The organism is Bowmanella yangjiangensis, from assembly GCF_017255015.1.
GTDB classification, from domain to species: Bacteria; Pseudomonadota; Gammaproteobacteria; order Enterobacterales; family Alteromonadaceae; genus Bowmanella; species Bowmanella yangjiangensis.
The window spans coordinates 1-20,992 of the sequence record NZ_JAFKCS010000015.1 but is presented as its reverse complement, the minus strand read 5'-3'; the positions used below and the strand labels follow the sequence as shown (position 1 = coordinate 20,992).

At 49.3% G+C, this 20,992-nt stretch carries 19 protein-coding genes; 12 read left to right on the top strand and 7 right to left on the bottom strand.

The features are described 5' to 3' along the window. Nucleotides 1-194 precede the first annotated feature (194 nt). Nucleotides 195-4,049, top strand: coding sequence for a S8 family serine peptidase (locus tag J0A65_RS27695; RefSeq protein WP_269814674.1), 3,855 nt, complete (start codon nt 195-197; stop codon nt 4,047-4,049). A 63-nt stretch (nt 4,050-4,112) separates the two neighbouring features. On the opposite strand, the gene purC is transcribed toward J0A65_RS27695, so the two are convergent. The 3 genes from purC to dapA are packed head-to-tail and all read right to left on the bottom strand — an operon-like array spanning nt 4,113 to nt 6,838. Further along, nucleotides 4,113-4,823, bottom strand: coding sequence for a phosphoribosylaminoimidazolesuccinocarboxamide synthase (gene purC, locus J0A65_RS14660; protein ID WP_206595066.1), 711 nt, complete (start codon nt 4,821-4,823; stop codon nt 4,113-4,115). 17 nt (nt 4,824-4,840) lie between these two features. After that, nucleotides 4,841-5,947: an outer membrane protein assembly factor BamC gene (bamC, locus tag J0A65_RS14655; RefSeq protein WP_206595065.1), complete on the bottom strand. Its 1,107-nt coding sequence runs from the start codon at nt 5,945-5,947 to the stop codon at nt 4,841-4,843. Nucleotides 5,948-5,956: 9 nt separating this feature from the next. Further along, nucleotides 5,957-6,838 (bottom strand): 4-hydroxy-tetrahydrodipicolinate synthase, encoded by an 882-nt coding sequence (gene dapA, locus J0A65_RS14650; protein ID WP_206595064.1) that lies wholly within the window; start codon nt 6,836-6,838, stop codon nt 5,957-5,959. A 183-nt stretch (nt 6,839-7,021) separates the two neighbouring features. On the opposite strand from dapA, the gene J0A65_RS14645 reads away from it, so the two are divergent. Beyond that, complete coding sequence (locus J0A65_RS14645; RefSeq protein ID WP_206595063.1) at nt 7,022-7,546, top strand: glycine cleavage system transcriptional repressor; 525 nt, start codon at nt 7,022-7,024, stop codon at nt 7,544-7,546. A 7-nt stretch (nt 7,547-7,553) separates the two neighbouring features. After that, nucleotides 7,554-8,018, top strand: coding sequence for a thioredoxin-dependent thiol peroxidase (gene bcp, locus J0A65_RS14640; RefSeq protein WP_206595062.1), 465 nt, complete (start codon nt 7,554-7,556; stop codon nt 8,016-8,018). Nucleotides 8,019-8,074: 56 nt separating this feature from the next. On the opposite strand, the gene J0A65_RS14635 is transcribed toward bcp, so the two are convergent. Further along, nucleotides 8,075-9,151, bottom strand: a complete 1,077-nt coding sequence (locus tag J0A65_RS14635) for an AI-2E family transporter (RefSeq protein WP_206595061.1) — start codon at nt 9,149-9,151, stop codon at nt 8,075-8,077. 430 nt (nt 9,152-9,581) lie between these two features. Here J0A65_RS14635 and bepA point away from each other — a divergent pair, with 430 nt between their 5' ends. Then, nucleotides 9,582-11,030 (top strand): beta-barrel assembly-enhancing protease, encoded by a 1,449-nt coding sequence (gene bepA, locus J0A65_RS14630; RefSeq protein WP_232848707.1) that lies wholly within the window; start codon nt 9,582-9,584, stop codon nt 11,028-11,030. Nucleotides 11,031-11,048: 18 nt separating this feature from the next. On the opposite strand, the gene J0A65_RS14625 is transcribed toward bepA, so the two are convergent. Then, entirely contained in the window at nt 11,049-11,537 is a 489-nt protein-coding gene (locus J0A65_RS14625) for a TlpA family protein disulfide reductase (RefSeq protein WP_206595059.1), read from the bottom strand. A 67-nt stretch (nt 11,538-11,604) separates the two neighbouring features. Between J0A65_RS14625 and arsC the strand changes: the two genes are divergently transcribed. The 4 genes from arsC (at nt 11,605) to J0A65_RS14605 (ending at nt 13,435) form a co-directional block, all read left to right on the top strand. After that, nucleotides 11,605-11,958 carry an arsenate reductase (glutaredoxin) gene (arsC, locus tag J0A65_RS14620; protein WP_206595058.1) on the top strand — a complete coding sequence of 118 codons (354 nt, stop codon included), beginning with the start codon at nt 11,605-11,607 and terminating at the stop codon, nt 11,956-11,958. A gap of 1 nt (nt 11,959) precedes the next feature. Next, nucleotides 11,960-12,559 carry an NAD(P)H:quinone oxidoreductase gene (wrbA, locus tag J0A65_RS14615; RefSeq protein WP_206595057.1) on the top strand — a complete coding sequence of 200 codons (600 nt, stop codon included), beginning with the start codon at nt 11,960-11,962 and terminating at the stop codon, nt 12,557-12,559. Between the two features lie 3 nt (nt 12,560-12,562). Next, the gene (locus J0A65_RS14610; RefSeq protein WP_206595056.1) at nt 12,563-12,952 is read left to right on the top strand and encodes a DUF2069 domain-containing protein; all 390 of its coding nucleotides are present in this window, start codon (nt 12,563-12,565) and stop codon (nt 12,950-12,952) included. Nucleotides 12,953-13,123: 171 nt separating this feature from the next. Continuing rightward, nucleotides 13,124-13,435, top strand: a complete 312-nt coding sequence (locus tag J0A65_RS14605) for a hypothetical protein (RefSeq protein ID WP_206595055.1) — start codon at nt 13,124-13,126, stop codon at nt 13,433-13,435. A gap of 283 nt (nt 13,436-13,718) precedes the next feature. On the opposite strand, the gene hda is transcribed toward J0A65_RS14605, so the two are convergent. Then, a complete protein-coding gene (hda, locus tag J0A65_RS14600; protein WP_206595054.1) occupies nt 13,719-14,420 on the bottom strand; it encodes a DnaA regulatory inactivator Hda in 702 nt (233 codons plus the stop codon). After that, nucleotides 14,420-15,523, bottom strand: coding sequence for a DUF2066 domain-containing protein (locus tag J0A65_RS14595; protein WP_206595053.1), 1,104 nt, complete (start codon nt 15,521-15,523; stop codon nt 14,420-14,422). The genes hda and J0A65_RS14595 overlap by 1 nt, the downstream gene beginning before the upstream one ends. A gap of 174 nt (nt 15,524-15,697) precedes the next feature. Here J0A65_RS14595 and purM point away from each other — a divergent pair, with 174 nt between their 5' ends. The 4 genes from purM to fadE all read left to right on the top strand — a co-directional run bounded on the left by purM (nt 15,698) and on the right by fadE (nt 20,663). Further along, nucleotides 15,698-16,735, top strand: coding sequence for a phosphoribosylformylglycinamidine cyclo-ligase (purM, locus tag J0A65_RS14590; protein ID WP_206595052.1), 1,038 nt, complete (start codon nt 15,698-15,700; stop codon nt 16,733-16,735). Between the two features lie 3 nt (nt 16,736-16,738). Beyond that, nucleotides 16,739-17,377 (top strand): phosphoribosylglycinamide formyltransferase, encoded by a 639-nt coding sequence (purN, locus tag J0A65_RS14585; protein ID WP_206595051.1) that lies wholly within the window; start codon nt 16,739-16,741, stop codon nt 17,375-17,377. Beyond that, a complete protein-coding gene (locus J0A65_RS14580) occupies nt 17,364-18,059 on the top strand; it encodes a DUF3108 domain-containing protein (RefSeq protein ID WP_206595050.1) in 696 nt (231 codons plus the stop codon). Before purN ends, J0A65_RS14580 begins: the two co-directional genes overlap by 14 nt. 141 nt (nt 18,060-18,200) lie before the next feature. Further along, on the top strand, nt 18,201-20,663 hold the full coding sequence (fadE, locus tag J0A65_RS14575; protein WP_206595049.1) for an acyl-CoA dehydrogenase FadE: 2,463 nt from the start codon (nt 18,201-18,203) through the stop codon (nt 20,661-20,663). The last annotated feature ends 329 nt before the right edge of the window (nt 20,664-20,992 follow it).

Sequence of the window (20,992 nt, the reverse complement as noted above, 5' to 3'; positions counted from 1 at the left end):
GGTGATGAACATGCCTAATACAAAAAGCGGTCAAATCTACTTCTCGATGTAAAGTTTATACTGCTGACTATTTCGACAAATAAACCGACCTGAACGATGCTATGGGAAAATGCAGTTGCATTCTTTTAGGTTACACCGATAGTCTGCAAATAAATGATAAAACCCTATTCTCAGGAAGAGCCTTGGAGACTTTTATGCGCTTTGCCCTATCAAAGCTATCAATACTAACCTTGCTGGCATTCTCCGGCACTTCAATCCCCTCCCTGACTGCGGCCAAAGGTAGTGAAGATACCCCGTCCGTTTCAGGGAAATTTGTTAAGGAACCAACGCTTGCCGCCGGCAGTTACCGTTATATCGTGCAGCTGCAGGACGCCCCTATCGCCCTTTATCAGGGTGAAATTGCTGGTTACGCCGCGACCCATAAAGGCAGTATTGCGCTGCAGGGAATAAACCGTCAGCGTGGTTCAGATAACAATGCAGTGAAAAGGTATCGCGGCTATTTGCAACAGCAGCAAAAGCAGTTGCAACAGCAAGCCAAGCAGCTTGGCGTGACTGATGTATCACAGCAATTTCAACATGCCATCAATGCCATGGTGATGACCATGAGCCAGCAGCAAGCGGCCAAATTAGCCAAATCAACCAGTGTAAAAAGCATTGAAAGAGTCAAAATCGAACCTTTACACACAGATTCGGGACCGAGATGGATAGGTGCCGACCAGGTATGGCAGGGACAACCTGGGGTATTAGCCGCGCAAGGTGAAGGTATAGTGATGGGTATTATTGATACCGGTATCAACACAGATCATCCGTCTTTTGCCGATATAGGCGGCGATGGTTATAACCATGTTAACCCCTATGGCAGCGGCGTATATAAAGGTGATTGTCGTACAAGGCCACAGCTTTGTAATGACAAACTGGTTGGCGTATACAGCTATACCGAAATTACCGGTCAATACGACGACTATGCGCCAGGTACCCCAAAAACCGGCGAGGATCACAATGGTCACGGTTCACATGTTGCCTCAACAGCCGCCGGCAATGTGCTAAAAAATGTGCCGTTGCTTGATGTAGATGGTGACCCAACGCCCGACTTTGTGTTTCCCCAGATGTCCGGTGTCGCCCCCCACGCCAACATTATCAGTTATCAGGTTTGTTACCCCGGAGAAGACGACGCGGTCAACTTCTTCGGCTGTCCGACTGACTTGGTCCTGCGAGCAGTGGACCAAGCTATTATCGATGGTGTTGACGTACTGAATCACTCCATTGGAGCCGGTGCCAGTTCTCCATGGCAAGGCGCCAAGGGCACGGCATTTTTAAGTGCACGTGAAGCTGGTATTGTGGTGGTTAACTCGGCCGGTAACGACGGACCGAATAACGAAACCGCCTCTTCTAATGCTGCGGCCCCATGGGTTATTACCGTGGGCGCTTATACCCATGACAGAAGTTACAGCAATAAATCACTAACCAACTTCAGCGGCGGCAACACTTCTCTCTCCTCCATGAGCGGAGAGTCCAAAACCGGCAGCATCTCGGCGCCTATTGTGTATGCCGGAGATTTTACCAATCCAAACGATACTAGCGGTGACAGCGGACAGTGTCTTGCACCCTTCCCGGCAGGAACCTTCAGTGGCCAGATTGTGGTTTGTGACCGGGGCGATATTGCCAGGGTAGATAAAGGACGACATGTTAAGGCCGGCGGTGCTGGTGGCTTTGTGCTGGCGAATATTCCGGGTGGCGACAGCAATCTGGTGGCCGATAATCACGTGCTTCCTGCCATACAAATAGTTGCCCAGGATGCCACTCAACTGAAAACCTGGCTGGCCAGCGGGTCAAACCACAGGGCGACTATTACCGCCAGTCAGGTAACCTCAGATCCCGAGCTGGCGAATATCGCTGCTGATTTCACTTCACGCGGTCCAAACAATCAACTGCTGGATGTGATCACACCAAGCGTAGCGGCCCCAGGCGTCGAAATTTGGGCTGCCTACGCCGACGACCAACCTAGTGGTTTTAAAGAAACACCGGATCCCGCTGATTATGCCTTTCTGGACGGCACTTCAATGGCCTCTCCTCATGTGGCGGGCGCAGCAGCCTTGCTCAAGCAAGCCAATCCAAGTTGGAGTGCGGCCCAAATCCAGTCGGCACTGATGCTGACAGCGAATCAGCGAACCTTTAAGGAAAATGGCACCACCCCATCCAGTTACTTTGACATGGGTTCCGGCATGATAGATGTGGCCAAAGCCGTGCAGAGCGAACTGATTATGGATATCAGTATGGCGCAATATAGAGCCGCAAATCCAGCTTCTGGGGGTACGCCATCTAGTTTAAACCTGCCATCATTAGCGAATCAGAACTGCTTCGGTAGCTGCCAGTGGACACGCACTTTTACCGCGACCCGCTCTGGTAGCTGGCAATTAGATTTTGCTGATACCAGTGGTTCCTTGACCGCACAATTTACTCCTGAGCAGTTCAGTTTAAATGCCGGACAATCACAAACCGTTACTATCAGGGTAAATGCATCTAATGCGCTATCAAGACAATGGCAATTTGCCAACGTAGTGATCAGCGGACCAGAACAAACTCTGAACATGCCAGTAGCGGTGCGCCCGGCTTCCGGGCAACTGCCCAGCCATATTTATATTGACGCCAAGCGTGATGCTGACAGTTTACTGGTGAAAGACTTGCAAACCCTCGGCACTAACAGTTTGTCTGCACAAGCCTTTGGCTTTAGTCCTTCCCAAACCCTGGCCGGTACGGTTAAGCAGGACAGTGACAACGACGACCTATTTGACGACCTGTCCGACGGAGTTGTGCAGCATAACTTTTCAGTAGCACCAGGCAGCAAACGATTGCGACTGGAAGTCACACAAACCACAGCTACAGATCTGGACTTGTGGATAGGCATTGACAGCAACGGTGATGGCATTGCACAGGAGTCAGAATTGCTGACCAGTGCCAGTACCGAATCTGCTTACGAGCTTATCGACCTAGTGGAGCCGGAAGCCGGGACATACTGGCTGTTAGTGCACAATTGGCAAGGCTCGTCAGCTGATAGCGATACCTATCAGATAGATAGCAACATAGTGAGCAATCAAGCTATCAGCCAATTCGGCGCGCAGGTACCAGATAGCGTACAAACCCGTGAAGCATTTAATGCTTTGCTTAATTGGAATCTGGATATACCACAGGGCGACACCCGCTATGGCGTGATTGAACTTAGCAGTGGTGGCCCCTTGGCTGGCGATTTAGGCCAGATACGGGTGGATTTTGCACGTGTCGCAGATGATGTACGTTTAACTAGCGAACGTCAGGGCCGTCTGGCAGATGGGGAAACCTCACGTTTCTATATCGACATTGACGCTAATCAGAGTCACGAGGATCGCTTGTATCAGTTAACGGTCAATTTGCCTGTTGGCCTTGCTCTGGTAGATGGCTCAGCCAGCTCAGGCGCACAGATAGACGGGCAAACAATACGATGGCAGCGCAACCAACAAAGCGCAACCAGTAACAATGTACGTCTGCAGTTTAGTGCCACGGCCAATGAGAATTTAGCGGCTGGACCGGTTCAGGTCACGGTTGATTCAAGTATTGTTGGTAATAGTTATACCAAACAAGAGCGTGCACCCCTGACAACAGATCTGCAAGTGGAAGGCGCGCCCAGCGTACTGATTAACAACAACAAGCAAGCTGTTTTGTCAGCCAATGAAGGCACGACATTTGTGATAACCGCGCAAATCAGTGATCCCAATAATGATGAATTGAACATTGTATGGACACAATCCGCTGGTCCAACCGTCACACTCAATACCAGTAATCCACTGCAGCCTAGCCTGACCTTACCCACGGTCAACGCCGACACGGATCTGGTATTTAGCGTCACGGCAACAGATCCCGCCGGACTGACCGACAGCGCCACCCTGACACTTAAGGTTATCAACCAAACTACCCCACCAACATCAGGAAACACAGGTGGCGGCGGTGGCGGCAGCCTGGCTTGGTGGTGGCTGGCACTTGGCGGCCTGGGCCTGGGCCGACGTGCAAAACGCTAAAAGCGTCTGCTGAGACATAAAAAAACCTGCCGTTGGCAGGTTTTTTCTATCGACCTAAGCAGATTAGAGTGCAACACCCAAACGCTGAGCCACTTCTTCATAGGCTTCAACAACGCCGCCCAATCCCTGACGGAATCTGTCTTTGTCCAGTTTCTTGCGAGTTTCTTTATCCCACAAACGGCAACCGTCAGGTGTAATCTCATCACCCAACACCACTTCACCGTTGAACAAACCAAACTCCAGTTTGTAATCCACCAGCAACATGCCCGCTTCATCAAACAAGGCCTTAAGTACGTCGTTCACCTTGAAGGTCAGTTCTTTCATACGGGCCACGGTGGCATCATCGGCCCAACCAAAAGTACGAATGTGTGACTCGTTGACCATAGGATCGTGCAAAGCATCGTTTTTCAGGAAAAACTCAAAGGTAGGCGGATTCAGCTCTTTACCTTCTTCAATACCCAAACGACGGCACAACGAACCAGCAGCGAGGTTACGCACCACACACTCTACCGGTACCATATCCAGTTTTTTAACCAGAGATTCCGTATCAGACAGCAGTGCTTCAACTTGTGTAGGGACGCCTGCGGCTTCCAACTTAGACATGATGAAATGATTGAACTTATTGTTGATCATGCCTTTGCGATCAAGTTGTTCAATTTTCTCACCATCAAATGCCGAGGTATCATTGCGAAAATGCAGTACCAGGCGATCGGCATCGTCAGTAGCATAAACAGTCTTGGCTTTACCGCGGTATAGTTCGGCGCGCTTTTCCATCGTTTAAATCTCTTAAGTTAAATATCCAGATTACTGGCAGACATAGTTTGTGAGAATGAGGCATAGATGTTGGTGAGCAAATCTGCACTCAGAGGATTACTTTCATCATCCATCAGGGTAATGGAGGTCTTGCCACCCATTTTTGCCACCTTCAGACGATAGTCTTCCCTGTCCATGGGCAGACCTTCATTACTGCTCCACAGTCTGTCCCACCAGCTGTCTTCAGGTCCCTCATAGGACACGAACAGCAGGCCATTGGACTTGTCCAGATCTTTGACATTGAAACCCAACTTACGCAGCACTAACTGCAGACGAGTCCAGGTCAGTTCATAGTCTCCCTCAACCACAAAAGCCGGGTCGCCATCAGCGTTAAAACCTAGCTCCATGCCCATCCCCTGACGGATCTGACGGATTCGCTTGGCATCAGCAATTTTCAGTTGGGTTTCATAGTGATTGATAACCTTGTTGAGCACATCAACTTCGTTACGACGACGAGATTCTGCATCCAAATCAGCCGCTGACCGGACCTGCTCACCAATAGTTTCCATATAGTCTTTAAGCTCGACATTCAGGATGGCGGTGCGTCCATGAGGTTTGACATCTAAAATGAATTCGAAGCGACGACCCACGCTGCGCTCGGTACTGGTCCAATCGAACCAACCTGAGTCCAGTTCTTCGGTCATCAACATCCAGTCCGTTACCAACCGACCTTCTTCTTTATTGAAATCCTCAACACCGATGCCCTGCTCTTCCAGGTAGCTGATTAAACTGTTCCACACCGAGGTATCCAGCGCGACTGAATCGTCAACCTGATCAAAATAAATACTGGCGTTACGCTGCCCTTCTTCCACATGGGAACCGGTAACGAGCGGCAGTACCAAGGCCGGCGATAAGACTTCCAGACGCTCACCAACCAGCTCCCTTGGGGCATTCTCGCCTAACTTAGGAATCTCATAGTCTTTACCCCGATTAGGAGTAGCCAAACCTTCGGGAATCTGCAGACTTCCCCTCTGCTGCTCCTGAACATAATCGAAGTTACCATTGGCAACACGTCTTTCCTGAGAGGTAGAACAGCCCCCCAGACTCGCTGCAAGTACAATCGTCAGCAGAGAAATTCGAAACATCGGCACTCCTTAGGGTAACAAGCCAACTTCACGCATGACTTGTTCGATAGCATTTTGGTGGATGAGTTCCGCTTCCACCATAGGCAGACGCAATGTTGAACTGGGAATCAGCCCCATTTTGTACAACACCCACTTAGGCATAACCGGGTTTGGCTCGATGAATAATGCATCATGCAACTTGGCAATACCTGCATCTATCTCTCTGGCCAGTTCGGCCTGACCACTGGTCGCTGCTGCACATAGCTTAGCCATGCGATCCGGCACAACGTTGGCGGTTACGGAAATAACGCCATGTCCACCCGCCAGCATAAATTCGCACCCCGTGGCATCGTCACCGCTGAGCAGCACAAAATCATCAGGTAAGATGGCCTGCATCTGACGTAAACGGTTGAGGTCACCGGTAGCATCTTTAAGCCCAACAATGCGCGGATGTGCAGACAAGGCTGCTACCGTTTCAGGCAACATATCGGTAACAGTGCGGCTGGGCACATTATACAGAAGAAGGGGTAATTCACAGGCGTCAGCAACTTTCTCAAAGTGGGCAATTAAACCGCGCTGCTGAGGCTTATTGTAATAAGGTACAACACTTAACAGACCATCAGCGCCCACCTTAGCAGAGGCTTGGCTCAGTTCAATGGCTTCGTCGGTAGAGTTAGCACCACTGCCGGAAATAACCGGTATGCGGCCAGCAGCATATTCCACCACTTTTTTAACCACGTGGATATGCTCTTCAATGGGCAGTGTTGCGGACTCACCTGTTGTTCCAACCGCAACCAATCCAGCTGTGCCGGCTTTAACATGGAACTCGACAAGCTGCTGCAGGGATGGATAGTGAATTTCGCCCGTTTCGGTCATCGGTGTGACCAGCGCTACAATACTGCCTCTGAACATTCTTGCTCCCCGGAAAATTAAGCGCCTAATGGTAATGAGGTAACCCGCCAAACACAAGCGCCAATTAGGCGAGTAAGCGGCAAATTTACACCCCTTGATACAACCAACTACGACCATAATGGATATTTAAACCTGGTGTGATTGTGGTAGACTTCCGGGCCTTTAAATACCGTAACAACTCATATGAAACATCAACTTATCGTGACCATTCTGGGAACGGACAAGATCGGCATACTGAGTACCCTGGCTGCCACCGTGGGCGCCTGTAATTGCAATATACTGGACAGCCGTCAGGCTGTGTACGGGCAGGACTTTTCGCTAACTATGATATTGGAAGGCACGCAAAGCGCCATTATCAAAGCCGAGCTGCAGATCCCTCAGGTATGTCAACAGCACGAGTTGCTGTCAATGATGAAGCGAACAAAGCAACACCTGCGCCAGGACATCGCCTATCTGGCCGACGTTGAGGTGTCGGGTGTCGATTTTCTTGGTGTAATTAAGGAAATCACTGCATTTTTCGACAGCCTGGACATTACCGTTACTGCATTTCGCCAACAAACCTATACCGATCCACAAAGTGGACTGGAAATGGTGCAATGTAAAATGGTGGTGAGCATGTCCAATGAAACAGATTTAGGTAAGCTGGAAGCTGAGTTTGCTCACAAGCTGAATGAATTAAATCTGCAAGGAACCATCAAAAAACACTGAGGTGCATATGAACAGAGTTGAGGCCGGCCAGGCCGCTCCCACATTCACACTCCCGGACCAAGACGGAAACCCGGTATCGTTGTCAGAACTGCGTGGTAAAAAAGTGTTGGTTTATTTTTATCCCAAAGCCATGACACCAGGCTGTACTGTACAGGCACAATGTTTGCGCGACAGCAAAAATGCGCTGGATAAACACAATGTCGTAGTTTTAGGTATCAGCCCTGATCCGGTTAAACGCCTGCCCAAATTCATTGAGAAAGAAGGTTTAAACTTCACCCTATTATCAGATGAGGATCACGCTGTTGCCGACGCCTTCGGCGTATGGGGACCAAAGAAGTTTATGGGCCGGGAGTTTGACGGCATCCACCGCATCAGTTTTCTGATTGATGAGCAAGGTCAGGTAGAAAAGGTTTTTGATAAATTCAAAACCAAGGATCATCACGAGGTCGTGCTGGATTATCTGGCAAGCTAAGTGAGTATCCAGAATAACAAAAAAGGGCCAATGGCCCTTTTTTGTTTTGCGCCAGATTAAACCTGATCTGGCAGGGAGCGAGGCAAACTGTTTTCCGTCCAGGCTTTAAATACCGCCTTCACCAGCGTTGCCAGAGGAATGGCAAAGAACACACCCCAAAATCCCCACAAACCGCCAAAGAACAATACAGCAATAATGATATAAACCGGATGCAGACTAACGGCCTCAGAGAAGAGTAATGGCACCAACAGATTACCGTCCAATGCCTGAATAATCCCGTAGGCTATCATCAGGTACCAGAAATCCGGTGTCAGTCCCCATTGGAACAAGGCTACAGCCGCTACGGGAAATGTCACTACCGCGGCACCGATATAGGGAATCAGCACAGAGAAACCAACTAAGACGCCTAACAATAACGAATAACGCAGATCCATAAAGGCAAAGGTAATAGTGGAAACGGTACCGACAATCAGTATTTCCATTACTTTGCCGCGAATATAGTTAACGATCTGTACGTTCATTTCCCGTCCAACCTGTTTCAGCAGGCGCCTGTCTTTGGGCATAATGCCAGCAATATTGGTCAGCAGCTCTCTTCTGTCTTTGAGGATAAAAAACACCATGAGTGGCACCAGAATAAAGTAGATCATCAAGGCTACCAGGCTCACGATGGAACTTAAGGAGGCTGAAAGAATATCTTTACCCAGCCCCACTACTCTGTCATTTACGCCCGCAAGCGCATTGTCTATGTCTTGTTTGGCCAGTAAACCTGGGTAGGCATCAGGCAGCGTCAGTAACCAGGATTGTGCTTTTGACCAAATCAGCGGCATTTCGGTCAACAGATTAACCCCTTGCTGCCAAACCACCGGCACCAATGCCACTAAACAAAGAATGGTCAGACTGATAAATAGCATCAAGACCAGGCTCACCGCCCAGGTTCGTCCCATTCCATATTTATCTAACTTACTTACCGGCCACTCCAGGACATAAGCGATAACAATGGCTACCAGTACTGGCGCCAACATAGCGCCCCAGAAAATCAGTACTGTAAAGGCCACGATCACCATCACCAACAGTGTTGCACTGGCGGGATCTGAGAACTTACGCTTATACCAAAGGTTGAACTGCTCTAACATTCAGGATCCTTGACGAACGAGTCGGGGTTGGCTGGCTGATTCAACATGGTGAACACCATATTACCAAGAAGCTGATTATCCTCCGCTTAGCAGGATAGGATCAATCATAGACACAGATATTTATCCTCTCCTGTGGATAATTCACCCTAAATAGCACAAACGCGAAATCAGCCCCATACAACAATACGCACTCTCGCTAACTTGCATATAAGACAAAAGGCTAATTCATCACCAAGCAACAGAAGTAAACAAGACATCAAGGCACTTTTCGACTGTTCATCGGCATAAAGTCACCTGATAACGTTGCCGCCATGGTCATAAAGGCACGAAAACAGTTATAGTTAGGTCATGGGCAATGAGTGCCTACAAGGGAACTAATAGTCGAGTTCACCTATCCAATCCATCCCGGTTGTTGTGAGTAATGGAAACTATGCGAAGAAGTATCGTTCTGTGTCTATGTCTTTTGCCTGCCTTGGTGTTTGCGCAGGCACGATTGAACAATGACAAGAATGAACTACCTGAAATTGGTGTGGTTGCATCAAATGCCATCAGTATTGATAAGGAATTGTTAGTTGGCGAAGCCCTGATGCGCCAATTGCGTGGACGAGCACCAATCATCAACGACCCTCTGTTGGAAGAGTATATCCAAGACTTAGGTAACCGCCTGGTCGCACAGTCTGATAACGCTAAGTTTCCGTTTAAATTTTTCCCCATCGGCAACAACGATATCAATGCCTTTGCGTTTTATGGCGGCCACATTGGTATCCACACCGGTCTGATTGTTGAAGCAGACAATGAAAGTGAACTTGCTTCGGTAGTAGCACACGAAATCGCCCACGTAACCCAGCGGCACCTAGCCCGCAGTATCGAGTCGCGCCAAAAAACATCACCACTGCAACTGGTGTCCATGTTGGGGGGTGTATTACTGGCTATGGCAGACCCGGAAGCCGGGATAGCGGCAATCAGCGCCAGCCAGGCAGCGGGTGCTCAAGCGTCCATAAACTATACTCGTAGCAATGAAAAAGAGGCCGACCGTGTAGGTATTGAAACGCTGGCCCATGCAGGCTACGACCCCAGCGCTGCCGCAACCTTTTTCGGTAAACTAGCCGCTAAATATCGTCACCAGTCAAAACCACCGGCTTTTTTACTAACACACCCCTTACCCGAAAGCCGGATTGCCGACGCCAGAGCCAGACAAGCCATCTATCCCAGGATTCAGGTGGGACCGAGCTTGTCGTTTCACTTAATCAAGGCCAGGATCCAGGCCCGTTATACCGGTATTCGCACCTACGATAGCAGCTATTTTCAAGCCATGCTGGATAACGCTGAACATCCGGTTATAAAAAAGGCGGCGCAATATGGCTTAGCATTGACCTTATTGGATACCGAACAACCTGATAAGGCCAAACCTATTATTGACAGGTTATTGCAAGATGATCCGGAAAACCTGTTCTATCTTGATACCTTTACCGATATCGCACTCGCGCAAAAGCGCCACCACGAGGCGGTGGAAGTTCTCACCGAACACAGCCTGAAGCAACCCAGGAATCGGGTTCTGGCCTTGAACCTGGCCAATGCCATGATTAAAGATGGCCAGCATAATGAAGCGGTAAGAATTATTAAGGACTACCTGCTGATTAATCCAGAGCACTTGCTGTCTTATCAGCTACTTAGTGAAGCCTATGGGGAAAGCCGGCAGATGTTGGAAATGCATCAGGCCAAAGCGGAAGTCTATGCGCTGATCGCCGCCTACCCTCGCGCCATTGACGAGCTGCAAACCGCCTATAATTTTACTGCTGACAGCACCCTGGAAAAGCAACGGATCCGCGCCAGAATAGAGCAAATGCGGGATGCGGACACACGACTTAGAAACCTTTAGAAAGCTTAATGCGTGAGGCTAATTTACGGCCTCACGCTGTTGCAGCGCTTGAACCAAAGCCAACAAATCGTCTGCATGCTGCTCCCCCATTAACTGCTTAATTAATTTGCCATCTGGGCCAACAATAAAGGTAGCTGGCAGACTTTGCGGACGTTCAAGCGGCAGAGCCGGCACCGGCTCGGTTAATATAAGCGGAAAAGCAATCTCATACTTTTTGGCCAGTTGCCCCAAATCCTCTTCCGACAAGGCATCGAAACTCACACCATAGAGCCTGACCGGCATTGCAGTAATCATCTGATTAAAGCGATTTAGCTCTGGCAGTTCACGCAGACAAGGGGCACACCATTCAGCAAAATAGTTGATCACCACATACTGACCTTGCAAATCACGCCAGCGGTGCTCATCCCCATCCAGGGTATGAAAGTCAGCCTTTAACCAATAAAAACTCCCTACACCTGCCAGCATGGCTAGCATTGCCAGGACCAAAATCAGGGCTTTTTGTGGCAAACGACTGTCCTCCTTGGGTTGGTCTGGGTAGAATATCCAGCATTATTAAGCAATGTACCCTGCTAGCATGTCACAAATTCGTATACTGCATAACCCCAGATGCTCCAAAAGCCGCCAGACCTTACAGCTGTTGCAAGACAGAGGATTGAATGTAGAAGTGGTGGAATATCTTAAGGCCCCATTGTCCGCAACAGAATTGGCAGAACTGCAACAGAAACTGGCCATCACGGATATTCGCGAGATGATGCGCACTAAGGAGGATATCTATAAAGAGCTGCAACTAGGCGCAGAGACTGTAAGCGAAGATGACCTGCGTGCGGCGATAGTTGCCCACCCTATTTTGCTGGAACGCCCGGTTGTGGTCACTGACACCGGCGCGCGAATTGGTCGACCGCCAGAATCTGTGTTGGAGCTGTTATAAGTTGAATAGCTTCTCACCCTATGCTTTGGTGCTTTATTACAGCCAGGGCGGCAGCACCCAGAATCTAGCCTACAAAATTGCTCAAGGTATTGAGCAAGGTGGACTGGAAGCCCGGGTGCGCACGGTCGCCCCTGTACACAACGGACTGGAGCAACGTGCGGCCGTGCCGCAAAGCGGCGACCCCTACGCGAGCTTAGATGATCTTCGTCATTGCGGTGCGCTGGCGCTGGGTAGTCCGACTCGTTTTGGTAATATGGCCGCGGCCATGAAATATTTCTGGGACGGCACCTCTTCACTTTGGCTAAATGGTGAGTTAGCAGGAAAACCAGCCTGTGTATTTACCTCCAGCGGCAGCTTGCACGGTGGGCAAGAGTCCACACTGCTGACCATGATGGTGCCGCTTTTACATCACGGCATGCTAATTGTGGGTACTCCTTATACCGTTGCCGAACTGAACAGTACACAAAGCGGTGGCACCCCATATGGACCATCACACTACGCAGGACTGGATAACCAAAATCAGTTGAGTCAGGCGGAACAAGTCCTTTGTGTGGCGCAAGGCAAGCGTCTGAGTCAGTTGGCCATTAAATTGAGAGATTAAGCATTGAATTCGAACACCCGTTTTTTTCGTATCCTGGCATTAAGTTCCTACCTGGGTTTGCTGGGATTCAGCATCCTGTGGCACTTTGTGTTAACCAGTGAGGGGCAATATTCCTGGCTATTCCTGTTCCTGATGTGGGTCCTTCCCCTACTTCTGCCTCTACCTGGTTTGTTGGAAGGCAAGCCCTACACCCATGCATGGGCCAACTTCATCCTGATGTTTTACCTACTTCACGGCCTAACCGGCGTGTATGCTCTGGAACAGGAATATGGGTATGCAGCTATTGAAGTGGTATTGGCATCATTGGCATTTATCGGCTGCAGTTTTTTTGCCAGACTACGTGGACGCGAACTTGGGCTTGGACTAAAAAAGCTCAAGGAAAATAATCAATAAGGAAGAACTAGGCGCTACTGGTTAAGCTATTGCGGCCTGTTTTTATTAAGCGCCTGTGGTGGCGGTGGAAGCGAAAGTGCCAATGGTGATAACAGCCTTCCTCCTTCCAATAGCGCAAGTACCAGCATACAAGACCCACAAAGCGCAGAGGTCGGTCAGTCGGTGGCCTTATTGTTGTCTGCTGAAGGAGCGCTTAAAAATCTGCGATGGAAGCAGATTTCAGGGCCTTCTGTAAGCATGACCCGCCCCAAAAGTCAGGTATTGGCGTTTGATGTTCCTATCGCCGGCGCCTGCCCATTTTCACGTCTCCCTTGGCTTGGCAGCGAACATGAAAACCCATATATTCAGCGGGTATTAGCGCGCCCGATTGTGGTTCATGATTGGATGGGCGACAATTTTAAACGCTATCTTGACGAATCGGAACCAGCGCTGACCGCCGATATGCTAAAGCTGCTACGCGCCATCACTGCCGTAGTTGGTTGAGTGGATAACCCGCAAGGGCAAATTACCTGGGGACAGCGCAGTCGCCACAATCTGACTAATATCCAGCCCCGGGTGAATTATGCGGTATAAAACATACTGCCTCACCTGAACATTCCTGAGGCTAGAGAGACGATGCCAACACCGCTTTTGTTACCACCAGGCGATGCCTGGAAAGACACCCTGGTTCCTGCCGCTGTCGCTCAGGACAAAGCTGCCAGCAATGCACGGGAATCACAAGTCAGAAAGCCAGTGGACAGACCCACACCATTTAGTTGGAGAAGTTCTAAAGGCCCAAGACTTTTTTAACGAAGGGAATAGTTAGACGGTGTTTTTCCTGCAAACTGGTGGCATCCAGACGGTCTAGCACCGCCAACAATGCTGGCATATCCCGGTGACAATGATTAAGGAGAAAGCGAGCGACTTCCAGGGGCATGCCCATGCCGCGCCGGTGCGCTCGGCCACGTAGCGCCTCTACCCGGCCTTCATCGTCCAAAGGACGAAGGTGAAAACTGACTCCCCAGCTTAATCTGGAGCGTAAGTCTGCCAGGGCCAAAGGTAGTTGCGCGGGTCCCTGTAAGCCACTGACCAATAAGCGACTCCGGCCACGTTCACGCACTCTATTAATCAGATCAAAAACGGCAGTCTGCCATTGAGGATGACCTTCCAGTAAATGCACATCATCCAGACAAATAACAGACACCTGTTCCAGATCGGCTAACAAATCCGGATGCAAGTCAGTTAAATTTTTAAACCCAACGTAGGCACACGTTAGGCCAAGGGTAGCGGCCTCACTGCACAAGCTGTATTGAAGATGACTTTTCCCTGTACCTGAATCACCACTGATATAGGTTAAAAAGGGCGTCGAATTTTTGCCATTCAGCCAGTCTTGCAGATGGCTTACCACCTGCTGATTAGCTCCGGCAATAAAGCTGTCAAAGACTTCATCGTCAGGTAATTGCAATGGCAAGAACAGCTGCTTGCTCATCAAGGTACCCAGTTAAACTGCAAGCTCTCAACGGGCTGACCGAATTCATCCAATTGACGCTGGAAATGGCGTTCCAGGCTGATGGCATTGAGCAAATCCTGCTCAGTACCCAACAACCTCACCGCAAAAGTACTGATACTGTTGTTCTGTTGCTCCAGACTAACCTGCGATACCACAGACAAACTGGACAACAATTTACTGACCTGGGCATAAAGGCTCAGATCATTAATATTGTTAAACTGCAAATAGACGATGTTGCCCTGCTGCTCAACATCATTATGAATAGCATAGCGGGCAGACAGGTTGTCGGCATGCTGATCGATAAAGTCCTGTAACAGAGCTTCTGCAGACAGGCCTTGTAAACTGCCGCTATCTCGTTCGGCGCCTAAGGCAAAATTCCAATCTAGCTGCCATCCGAACTCTTGTGCTTCTTGCCCCTCTGCTAACATTTCCTCTTCCTGAGCTGGTGCTTCAGCTCGTCTTGGATAGACGCGGGCAAGCACAACACTCTCCACCTGGTAGCGACTGCTGGCATCAACCATAGAATCGATGAAACGTCCCCATACGTCGTATACCCCCACCCTGACTACATCATCTATATCCATTAAGGGTAAATTAATCGCGACACCTCGGGCCTCTGCGGCGGCCAACACTTGCTGCCGGTAGGGAGAAAGAGACTGCTCAGATACAATATTACGCTCACCATTTTCTGGGTTTTCCACCGCCAACCAAATCAGACTGGACGGACGACGACTGCCCCAGATTGGGAATCCTGCAGAGCGAATGAGTTCATCAATACGCTGGTTATCAAAAGTGGCAACAAAATAACTCTGCCCTTCCAACGTATCAAAGCGGTATTGGCTGATAAAACTCTCCGCGCTGGCGAGTTTATTCCTGATGGGCTGACTGTCGAGTATATCCCTATTGCCACGCACCTTAACCAACACCTGGCGCAACGCTTCTCTGCTGGCCTGCTGCTGTGCTTTGGGGGATTGCTGCGCAATAGGTACACGGGCGTCATACAGATTGGGAACCAAGGCAGCCTGGACTGTCAGAGCAACCCAAAACAAACAACCTGCCCAAAGCCACCAAACCTTCTTCATGCCTTGATGTCCTAATTCCATAAAGGCGCTATTGTTATTGAAAAAGCGACAAATTTCATCTTTTCTTTGCCGCCTTTTGTTCACAGCTCAGCGCACAAAGCTTGTACCCAAAGCAGGCGTAAACTGATAAAATCCGCAGCAAATTTTTTCCCGCCATTAATTTTGAGGTCCATTGTGAGCGAATCCAAACCCTCCCTGAGTTATAAAGATGCTGGTGTAGATATTGATGCTGGTAACCAGCTTGTGGAACGCATCAAGAGCGTGACCAAGAAAACCCAGCGCCCGGAAGTACGGGGTGGACTCGGTGGATTCGGCGCCCTTTGTGCCATCCCGCAGAAATACCGTAAGCCTTTACTGGTATCGGGTACAGACGGTGTCGGTACTAAACTTCGCTTAGCTATGGATCACAACCGTCATGATGGCGTGGGTATCGATTTAGTCGCCATGTGTGTCAACGACCTGATTGTACAAGGTGCAGAGCCGCTGTTTTTCCTGGACTACTATGCTACCGGCAAATTGAATGTCGACACTGCTGCTGACGTTGTTACCGGTATCGGCAAAGGCTGCGAATTGTCAGGCTGTGCATTGATTGGTGGCGAGACAGCAGAAATGCCAGGCATGTATCATGGCGATGATTATGATATTGCTGGCTTCTGTGTGGGTGTAGTTGAAGAAGAAGATCTGATTGACGGTAGCAAAGTCAGTGCCGGTGATGCGCTTATCGCTGTTGCTTCTTCTGGCCCGCATTCCAATGGATTTTCTCTGGTACGTAAAATCCTTGAAGTCAGCAAGGCCGACACGGCTGAGCAACTTGAAGGTAAAGCCATTATCGACCATCTGCTTGAGCCAACCCGCATTTATGTGAAACCGGTATTAAAGCTGATTGAAGCCTTACCTGTTCATGCTATCTCGCATATCACCGGTGGTGGTTTCTGGGAGAACATTCCGCGGGTCTTACCAAAAAACACCAAAGCCGTGATTGATGGCAGCAGTTGGCAATGGCCAGCGATCTTCACTTGGATGCAACAGCAAGGTAATGTGACCCAACACGAAATGTATCGCACCTTTAACTGTGGTGTCGGTCTGGTCATTGCCGTTCCTGCTGATAAAGCCGACCAAGCTGTTGCCCTGCTGAATGCCGAAGGCGAGAATGCCTGGTTATTAGGTAAGGTAGAAGATACTCAGGATGACAATCAGGTCGAGATTCGTTAATCCATGAAGTCCATTGTTGTTTTAATTTCAGGTAGCGGCACCAACCTTCAGTCCATTCTGGATAGTATCCAGGAAGGACGTATTGAAGGTCAGGTCAGCGCGGTTATCTCTAACCAGGCCGATGCATTCGGCCTGGAACGGGCTAAAAAGGCCGATGTACCTGCACATGTACTAAGCCATAAAGACTTTGCTGACAGGGAAAGTTACGATCAGGCGCTCATGCAGCTAATCGACGGTTACCAGCCGGATCTGGTGGTACTAGCCGGTTTTATGCGCATTCTCAGTGAAGGATTTGTGCAACATTATTTGGGGCGGATGTTGAATATCCATCCTTCGCTGTTGCCCAAGTACAAAGGCTTACATACCCACAAACGCGCTATCGAAGCGGGTGATAGGGAGCATGGTGCCACTGTGCATTTTGTTACGCCTGAGCTAGATGGTGGACCTGTGGTTATACAGTCTAAGGTACCTGTATTTGCTGATGACAATGAGGAAGACTTGTCATCCAGGGTACGCGAGCAGGAACTTCAACTCTATCCATTGGTCGTAAAGTGGTTCTGCCAAGACAGATTAAGGATGGAAAATGGTCAGGTTTTGCTCGACGACAAATTGGTACCGACCGAAGGCTATGCGGCCGATTAGCGCGCTTATCGGGTTGGGATTGTTGTTTTCGCAGTCCCTGCTCGCTTACGACTTACTTCCTTTTGATGCCCAATACAAAGCCAGTCGCAGTGGCATAAATGTAGGGCATGCCCGTCAAACCCTAACCCATTTGGGGCGCAATCAATATAAACTGGAATACCACTCCGAAGCGTCGTTTTTGTTCCTGAGCGATGTTCGTACTGAACAAAGCCTTTTCAGGTTACAAGAACAGCACATCATTCCCTACAAATACCGTTTTGCTCGCACCGGCACGGGCAAGGACAAAGGCCTCAGCCTGCAGTTTGACAGCACCAATAAGCAAATTAAGGTCAACGACAAAGAAACACTGCCCTGGCAAGGTGAAATAGATAATCAGCTCTATCAGCTTGATGTAAGAAAAAGACTGGCTGAAGGTGAAAACAATTTTGTCTATGACACAGTCAATGACCGGGGTGAGTTGCGCCAGCAGAAATTCAGAGTCATCGGACAGGAAACCCTGCTACTCCCTTACGGCGAACTAGACTGTATCAAGATAGAGAAAGTCCGCGAAGGCAGCAGCCGGGAAACCTTTGTTTGGTTCGCCCCCAGCCTTGATTACCAAATGGTACGTTTGCAGCAGTTCAAAGATGGCGATGAACAGGCTGATATTCAACTAACCCATTTCTCACGTAATCCAAGTTAGCTCTAGCCCCGTCAGCAAGGGCTATTACGCATGCAAAGTCCAACATTCCAGCGCAAAATACACCGACGCCACTTGATTTTTTGCGCTGTTCCGCCTATTTTCTCCTAACATCTGGTCTGACCTCTTATTTTCGGAGTTATCATGCAAAGTCTTCTTTGGCTGGTTTTGGTCATTGCTGCCCTCGGGGCTGCCAGTTACTGGCGATTAAAATTAAACGTATCCACACTGCTGATTGCCGCTGTATTAGCGGTTGGCAGTATTGCAGGTCAAGTTGGTCAACTAGCCTGGTTGGTGTTTCTGTTGATTGCACTGCCATTAAATATCAGCAGTATTCGTAAGCAATATCTCAGTGCACCTTTTCTGAAGATCTATCGCAAGATCATGCCGGAAATGTCTCGTACCGAGCAGGAAGCCATTGATGCAGGAACGGTATGGTGGGATGGCGAGATTTTCAGTGGTAAGCCGGATTGGCAAAAGCTGCATGCTGTCCCTGCCGCACGTTTGTCTGCCGAAGAGCAAGCCTTCTTGGACGGCCCAGTTGAAGAAGCCTGCCGCATGGCTGATGAATGGGAGATTAACCACAAGCGCGCCGATCTTCCTCCTGAATTATGGCAATACCTCAAGGACAATAAGTTCTTCGCCATGATCATTAAAAAAGAATATGGCGGCCTACAATTTTCAGCCTATGCACAATCACGTGTTTTGCAGAAGCTATCCGGCTCAGGCATTGTGTTAGCCTCTACCGTAGGTGTACCTAACTCACTAGGCCCAGGTGAATTACTGCAGCACTATGGTACGCAAGAGCAAAAAGAGCATTATTTACCAAGGCTCGCAAGAGGTGAGGAAATCCCCTGCTTTGCTCTGACAAGCCCCGAAGCCGGTTCTGACGCTGGAGCCATTCCTGATGTAGGCATTGTCTGCAAAGGAACTTGGCAAGGTGAAGAAATGCTAGGTATGCGACTGACATTCAATAAGCGCTATATCACTCTGGCCCCGGTAGCGACCATTGTAGGGTTGGCATTTAAGCTGCAAGATCCTGACGGTTTACTGGGCGATGAAAAAGACTTAGGTATTACCTGTGCACTTATTCCAGCCGATTTAGAAGGTTTGGATATTGGCCGCCGTCATTTCCCGCTGAACATTCCATTCCAGAATGGCCCCGTACGTGGTAAGGACCTGTTCGTTCCGTTGGACTTCATTATTGGCGGCCCCAAAATGGCTGGTCAAGGCTGGCGTATGCTGGTTGAGTGTCTGTCGGTGGGTCGCTGTATTACCCTGCCCTCTAACTCGGCTGGCGGTACTAAGTCCGTTGCTCTGGCTACCGGTGCTTATGCCCGCATTCGTCGCCAGTTCAAACTGCCCGTTGGCAAGATGGAAGGGGTCGAGGAAATGCTTGGCCGTATCGGTGGCAATGCCTATTTAATGGACGCCGTCACATCCATGACCACCAAAGCACTGGATATGGGCGAAAAGCCTTCGGTGATTTCCGCCATCTGTAAATATCACCTGACCGAGAAAATGCGCCAGGTCGTGATTGACTCCATGGATGTGCATGGTGGTAAAGGTATTGTACTGGGACCCAACAACTATATTGGCCGTGGATATCAGGGTGCGCCTATCGCTATCACGGTAGAAGGCGCCAACATCCTGACCCGTAATATGATGATATTCGGTCAAGGTGCTATGCGCTGTCACCCTTATGTGCTCAAAGAACTGTATGCCGCAGCCAATGAAGATCCAAAGCAGGCACTGGATGAATTCGATGATGCCCTGTTCGGACATATCGGCTTCACCATCAGTAATAAAGTACGCAGCTTCTGGTTTGCGCTTACCGGTGCACGTCTGGCTGGTGCTCCGTTCAAAGACGAAACCAAAGGCTACTACCAGTCTATTGAACGCTACGCCACCAATCTGGCCTTCTTGTCTGATGTTGCCATGGGTGTGCTTGGCGGTGAGCTAAAGCGTCGTGAGCGTTTATCTGCTCGTTTGGGTGACATTCTCAGTTATTTGTACTTAGCCACCGCAGTACTGAAACGCTATGACGATGAAGGCCGCCAGAAAGCTGACTTACCACTAGTACACTGGGCGATGCAGGATAGTTTGTTCCGCACTGAGGTGGCTATTGAAGAGTTGTTGGAGAACTTCCCGTCAAAAGTGCTGGGTAAGGCCCTAAAATTGATTGTCATGCCTTTTGGTAAGCGCTACAGCAGACCTTCAGATAAGCTGGATCATCAGATTGCCCAAATTCTGCAAACTCCTTGTGACAGCCGTGATCGTTTGGGTAAAGGCCAATACCTTAGCCGTGAGGAGAGTAATCCATTTGGCATGCTGGAGCAGGCGCTGGACGATATTCTTGCCTCAGAGCCTCTGTACGACAAAGTTTGTAAAGCAGCTAACGAACGTCTGCCCTTTATGCAGTTAGACAAAGTTGCTGAACGAGGTCTGGCGCTCGGAGTGCTGACTGAACAGGAAGCAGAACTGTTGAAACGTGCCGAGACAGAACGTCTTCGCACCATCAATGTAGATGATTTTGACAGTGTTGAATTGATGGCAGACAAGAGTTTGCTGGATAGCGGCAAAAAGAAATCGTCAAAAGCTGCCTGATAGTTTACTACGCAATTTAAGCCCTGCCTGATGCGGGGCTTTTTTTATACCCAAATTTGACCGAAGGTGTTAGGTGTTAGGTGTTAGGTGTTAGGTGTTAGGTGTTAGGTGTTAGGTGTTAGGTGTTAGGTGTTAGGTGTTAGGTGTTAGGTGTTAGGTGTTAGGTGTTAGGTGTTAGGTGTTAGGCAAATGCTATCAAGGGCTAAGCGCTTGGGAACAAAAAATCAGATATGCTAATAAAAATTAGAGTAGAAGGCTATTTAAGATAAATACTCAGAAGAGAAATTTTATGTACTAAAGTGGCGGAGCGGACGGGACTCGAACCCGCG